We start from the raw sequence: 4415 nt of genomic DNA, 5'->3' as shown, positions 1-4415 counted from the left end.
GGCCCGGGCCCGGCGCGACGTAAACTGGAGCCGGCTGGCTGGCCGCAACCGCGCCGCCGACAATCGCACCGCCAATGATGCCGCCAGCGATCGCGGCGCCAAGGGCGCGCTGGGCGTTGGCCGGGGTGGTAGCGAGCGCGCCGGCAACCATTGCGACCGCAAGGAGCGCAGCAAATGTCTTATTCATATCTTGGACTCTCCTGGTGATGCGGCGCTTGTCGGCGCCAAGAGGATTAAAGCGGGTTAAGTTGATTCGTATACGAGCCTGGAATTTACCCTGTCGCTCAAGACGCGCACAACGGTCAATCCAACGTAAAGTGCCGCGGGACATTGGCTCTAAAAACGGTTTTTTCAGGCCTTTATTCCCGGGCGTTTTCACAATCAGGCGGAACAAGCGGCCAGTCCCGCCTGATTTAATGAAGATCAATGGGTCTTAGTCGCAAACCCGCACGCGGCGGATGCGCCAGCCGTAGCCATCCCAGAAGCGCTGACGCTGCCAGTAGCAGCCACCATAGGGATCAGCGGCGACATAGGCGGGGTGGCCGTAATACGGGCCAGGTCCGTAGGGGCCGGGTCCATAGTAGGGGCCAGGACCGTAGTAATAGGGGCTCGCTGCAACCGCGCTGCCGACGATGGCGCCGCCGATTAGACCGCCGGCGATCGCAGCGCCAAGGGCGCGTTGGGCATGGGCGGGCGCCGAGGCCCCAAAGGCCAGGGTCGCGGCAGTGGCTAGTGCCACCAGTGTTTTCCTCATGGCATTACCTTTCTGATTGAACACGAGACTGCGCTATCCAAGCGGTCCGTGCGTCAAAAGTTCCACATTTCACTTGAATGATCAATGAACGGAGCCGTCACAATACCGGCTCAATGCAGCGGCTCCAGAAAACAAATTGTGCAACGCGCAATTGGGCTTGCCAAGGGAGAACCGGGCTTGTGAAGGATGAATTGCCGGCGCTGATCGCGAGGGCGGCGCGCTTGTCGTCTGCTGGATCGTGCTGCGCCGGAAACGGCAGGGCGGCGCGTCTGGCAATGGTTCGTCTGGCGCTGACTATGCCGGCGACGGTGGCGCTGGAGGCGGCGATGGCTGGTTCGGTGGGCACGGCCATTCGGGGGATCACGGCGGCGCCAGCGGCGATGCCGGTGGAGGGTCCGATGCTGGTGGCGATGGCGGCGGCGGCGGAGGTGACGGCGGCGGCGATTGACGCATTAATCCTGCCGCCAACTTGATTTACCGTGCGCGCATCAATTTAGATTCATTCCAGTGTGCGCCGGCTATCAGTTTGGAATTACTTGAAAACACCGCTTTTCCTTTTGCATCTCACGCCGCCGTTCAATATTTGAAGGGCTCCATATCACCGATGAGCCCGCAGCTTTAATGATCGTTTGTTCCTGTAACGTGCTGAGCGACCACGACGTCCGCAGTGCCGTCGAGGGCGCGCAACAGCTCCACCGCAACGCCAAGCAGATCTACGGATGCCTCGGATGCAGCGCCGAGTGCGGCCGTTGCGCGCGCACCATCAAGACCATCATCGACGATGCGCTGGGCGCCTGCGCCAAGGCGTGCTGCGCCGGCTGTCCGCACAACCACGGCCAAGCGGATTCAGACGCGCCTGCCGATTTCGCGATCGCGGCCGGCTAACAGTCCCGTACCATACTGAATAATCTTCACTTTTTGTCCTTGCCGTCGTTTGGGCAAAAGGGTTGCTCCTGTTCGAAATCTCACTTAGAAATATTCTAAATCGCGCGTGAGACCCGTCCGCGGTCTTTCAACGGGAGTGCACGATGCAAGGCGACGCCAGGGTCATCGACTATCTCAACAAGGGTTTGCGCCACGAACTCACGGCCATCAACCAGTACTGGCTGCATTACCGGCTGCTCAGCAATTGGGGCCTGCTGGAGATGGCCAAGACCTGGCGCAAGGAATCCATCGAGGAGATGGAGCACGCCGACAAGTTCACCGACCGCATCCTGTTTCTCGACGGCTTTCCCAACATGCAGGTGCTCGATCCCTTGCGGATCGGCCAGAACGTCAAGGAAATCATCGAGTGCGACCTGGCGGCCGAGCACAGCGCGCGCAACCTCTATCAGGAAGCGGCAACCTACTGCCACAGCGTGAAGGACTACGTCTCGCGCGACCTGTTTGAGAAGCTGATGAAGGACGAGGAACATCATATCGACTTCCTCGAAACCCAGCTCGATCTGATCGGGCGGGTCGGGCTTGAGCTCTACACCCAGAAGCATATCGGTGGGCTCGAGAGCGAGAGCTGACGGCTAGCCCAGCTCATAACCACAAGCAGATGTTATGGCCAAGGCATCTGCCAAAGTGCCTTGATCCATGGCTTCCGCGGGATGGGTCCCTGCGTTTGCAGGGACGACGATGGCGACCAATTACAACTGTGTCTTGTAGCGGGCTTCGACCGCGGCCTGCGGCTCCGGTTCGCCAAGCTTGGTCTGGTCGTGGATTACCTGGCTGATCGAAGGGAAGGTGGCGCGCTCGACCTGCGCCTCCCTCGACCACAGCTTCGAACGCATCAACGCCTTGCCGCAATGGAAATAGGCCTCGGAGACGTCGATGCACAGCACGGCGCGCGGCAGCTTGCCGAACTCTTCCATCGCCGCGAGGAGCGAAGGGTCCGCCGTCACCGCGCCCCGGCCGCCGACGCGCAGCGTCTCGTCGAGCCCGGGTACAAAGAACACCAGATGCACGAAGCCCGTGCCCTCGACGATGTTTTTGAAACTGTCGATCCGGTTGTTGCCCGTGCGGTCGGGCATCAGAAGCCGGTTCGGTCCATCGACATGGACAAAGCCTGGATGGCCGCCGCGCGGCGAGGCGTCGACGCTGCCGTCGGAGCCTGACGTGGCCAGCACGCAGAACGGCGACGTCTCGATGAATTTCCGCGCGTGAATGTCGATTTCCGGCCGCGCCTTGGCGATCACGCGAGCGGTCGGCTCCGGGTAGATCGTCTTGAGGTCGCCGGGGCAGAGTTCGTTCACGATCGGTCTCCAAGTTGTGGGCACTAGCCGAAATTATCACCGCGGCGAAGTCGAAGGCTACCCCGAATTCCGCCGCCACGGCCAGTCGATGATATCTGCGGAAAACAGCGCCCACCAAACCAATACCGGCTGAAAAGCAAGCCGTGGGCCGTGATAGAGCCAGCTACCGGAGATGTGCGGCAGGTCGACGCCATCGATCGCGTGCTTGAAATTGGCGGGCCACACGCAAATGGCATAGGCCGCGAGCGCAAATCCCGCCCAACGCCGCAGCGGCGTCATCACCAGCGCGAGCGCGCCGGCCAATTCGCACAGGCCGGTCACGAAGATGACCTGCGGCGCGAACGGCACCCACGACGGCGTGATCGCGAGCAGTTGATCCGGCGCATAAAGATGCGCGATACCAGCGGCGGCATAGAAAATGGCCATCACCCATCGCATCGCTGCGCGAATGACATTCAATCGATCATATGGCATGGGCGGTTTCGGCTCTCAGGCGGCTTCATCTCACATCGCGCGTGAGGGGGCCGATCGAAGTAATTCTTCAAGCTGAAGCTTGTAGAACCTTGCGTTTGCGGTCGTGCCGTGGCCGCGCGTCTCGGTAGAGGCCGGGATGAGATAGAGGCTAGCGTGCTTGACCTGTTTGATTGCAGCCGCGGTCACACCGGTTTCCGGCGGATTGCGTTCATCGTCGGCCGAGTTGACGGCCAGCACCGTGGCCTCGATGCGGGACAATCCCGCCGAAGCATCGTAGTCGTGCGAGGCCTGCCATTGATAGATGAAGTCATTGGCGTCGGCGGTCACCGCTACCGCGAGCCGTTCGTCGACCATATGGTCGGCCTTTTCCGCTGACGGCGCGTGGTCCTGATCGGCGAGCGTGCCGCCGGAACTCGCAAAGCGGTAAGCTGCGATCGCATATTTCATCATGCGCGGCTGCTGGGTGTAGTTGCCGTTATTATAGTCGGGATCGTTGCGGATGGTCTCGAGCATCATCCGCCGCAAGATCCAGTTGCGCGCCGCCATCGCGGTCGGCTGCGAGGCCATCGGCACCACCGCGTCCATCATGTCCGGATATTTTTCGGCCCACAGCCAGGATTGCATGCCGCCCATGGAATTGCCGATCACGAGCCGTAGATGCTTGATGCCGAGGCCCTCCTTGACGAGGCGGGCTTGCGCCTCGACCATGTCGTCGTAGTCGTATTTCGGAAATGCGGTCTTCATGCCATCGGACGGTTTTGAGGATTTGCCGTGGCCGATGCCGTCCGGAATGACGATGTAATATTTCGAGGCGTCGAGCGGCTGGCCTGCGCCGAACAACTCGCCGGCGAAAGCCGGCGTCAGCATGCTCGCGGCCGACCCGCCGGAGCCGTGCAGCACCAGCACCGGCTGGCCGGTCGCTTCGCCGACCGTCGTGTAGTGCAGCT

The 4415-nt window shown here is 61.4% G+C and carries 7 protein-coding genes and 1 pseudogene; 3 read left to right on the top strand and 5 right to left on the bottom strand.

Annotated features, from left to right (window positions below; translation table 11 throughout):
- Together WB528_RS03645 and WB528_RS03640 are read right to left on the bottom strand one after the other, a co-directional pair.
- A pseudogene (locus WB528_RS03645) lies at positions 1-187 on the bottom strand (hypothetical protein); the annotation flags it as partial.
- A 246-nt stretch (positions 188-433) separates the two neighbouring features.
- Entirely contained in the window at positions 434-754 is a 321-nt protein-coding gene (locus tag WB528_RS03640) for a hypothetical protein (protein ID WP_423887068.1), read from the bottom strand.
- Between the two features lie 179 nt (positions 755-933).
- On the opposite strand from WB528_RS03640, the gene WB528_RS03635 reads away from it, so the two are divergent.
- The 3 genes from WB528_RS03635 (at position 934) to bfr (ending at position 2268) form a co-directional block, all read left to right on the top strand.
- Positions 934-1227, top strand: coding sequence for a hypothetical protein (locus tag WB528_RS03635; protein WP_423887067.1), 294 nt, complete (start codon positions 934-936; stop codon positions 1225-1227).
- Positions 1228-1375: 148 nt separating this feature from the next.
- Entirely contained in the window at positions 1376-1639 is a 264-nt protein-coding gene (locus WB528_RS03630) for a (2Fe-2S)-binding protein (RefSeq protein WP_423887066.1), read from the top strand.
- A 143-nt stretch (positions 1640-1782) separates the two neighbouring features.
- Positions 1783-2268: a bacterioferritin gene (gene bfr / locus WB528_RS03625; protein WP_423887065.1), complete on the top strand. Its 486-nt coding sequence runs from the start codon at positions 1783-1785 to the stop codon at positions 2266-2268.
- A gap of 120 nt (positions 2269-2388) precedes the next feature.
- On the opposite strand, the gene WB528_RS03620 is transcribed toward bfr, so the two are convergent.
- The 3 genes from WB528_RS03620 to WB528_RS03610 form a co-directional block, all read right to left on the bottom strand.
- Positions 2389-2994: a pyridoxamine 5'-phosphate oxidase family protein gene (locus WB528_RS03620; protein ID WP_423887064.1), complete on the bottom strand. Its 606-nt coding sequence runs from the start codon at positions 2992-2994 to the stop codon at positions 2389-2391.
- 57 nt (positions 2995-3051) lie between these two features.
- The gene (locus WB528_RS03615; protein ID WP_423887063.1) at positions 3052-3468 is read right to left on the bottom strand and encodes a DoxX family protein; all 417 of its coding nucleotides are present in this window, start codon (positions 3466-3468) and stop codon (positions 3052-3054) included.
- 30 nt (positions 3469-3498) lie between these two features.
- A partial coding sequence (locus tag WB528_RS03610; protein WP_423887062.1) for an alpha/beta fold hydrolase occupies positions 3499-4415 on the bottom strand: 917 nt, incomplete at its 5' end.

The sequence above is a fragment of the Bradyrhizobium sp. genome (genome assembly GCF_049586575.1).
In the GTDB taxonomy this organism is placed as follows: Bacteria; Pseudomonadota; Alphaproteobacteria; order Rhizobiales; family Xanthobacteraceae; genus Bradyrhizobium.
Note: the sequence above shows the minus strand (reverse complement) of the source record. Positions and strands in the feature narration are given on the sequence as shown.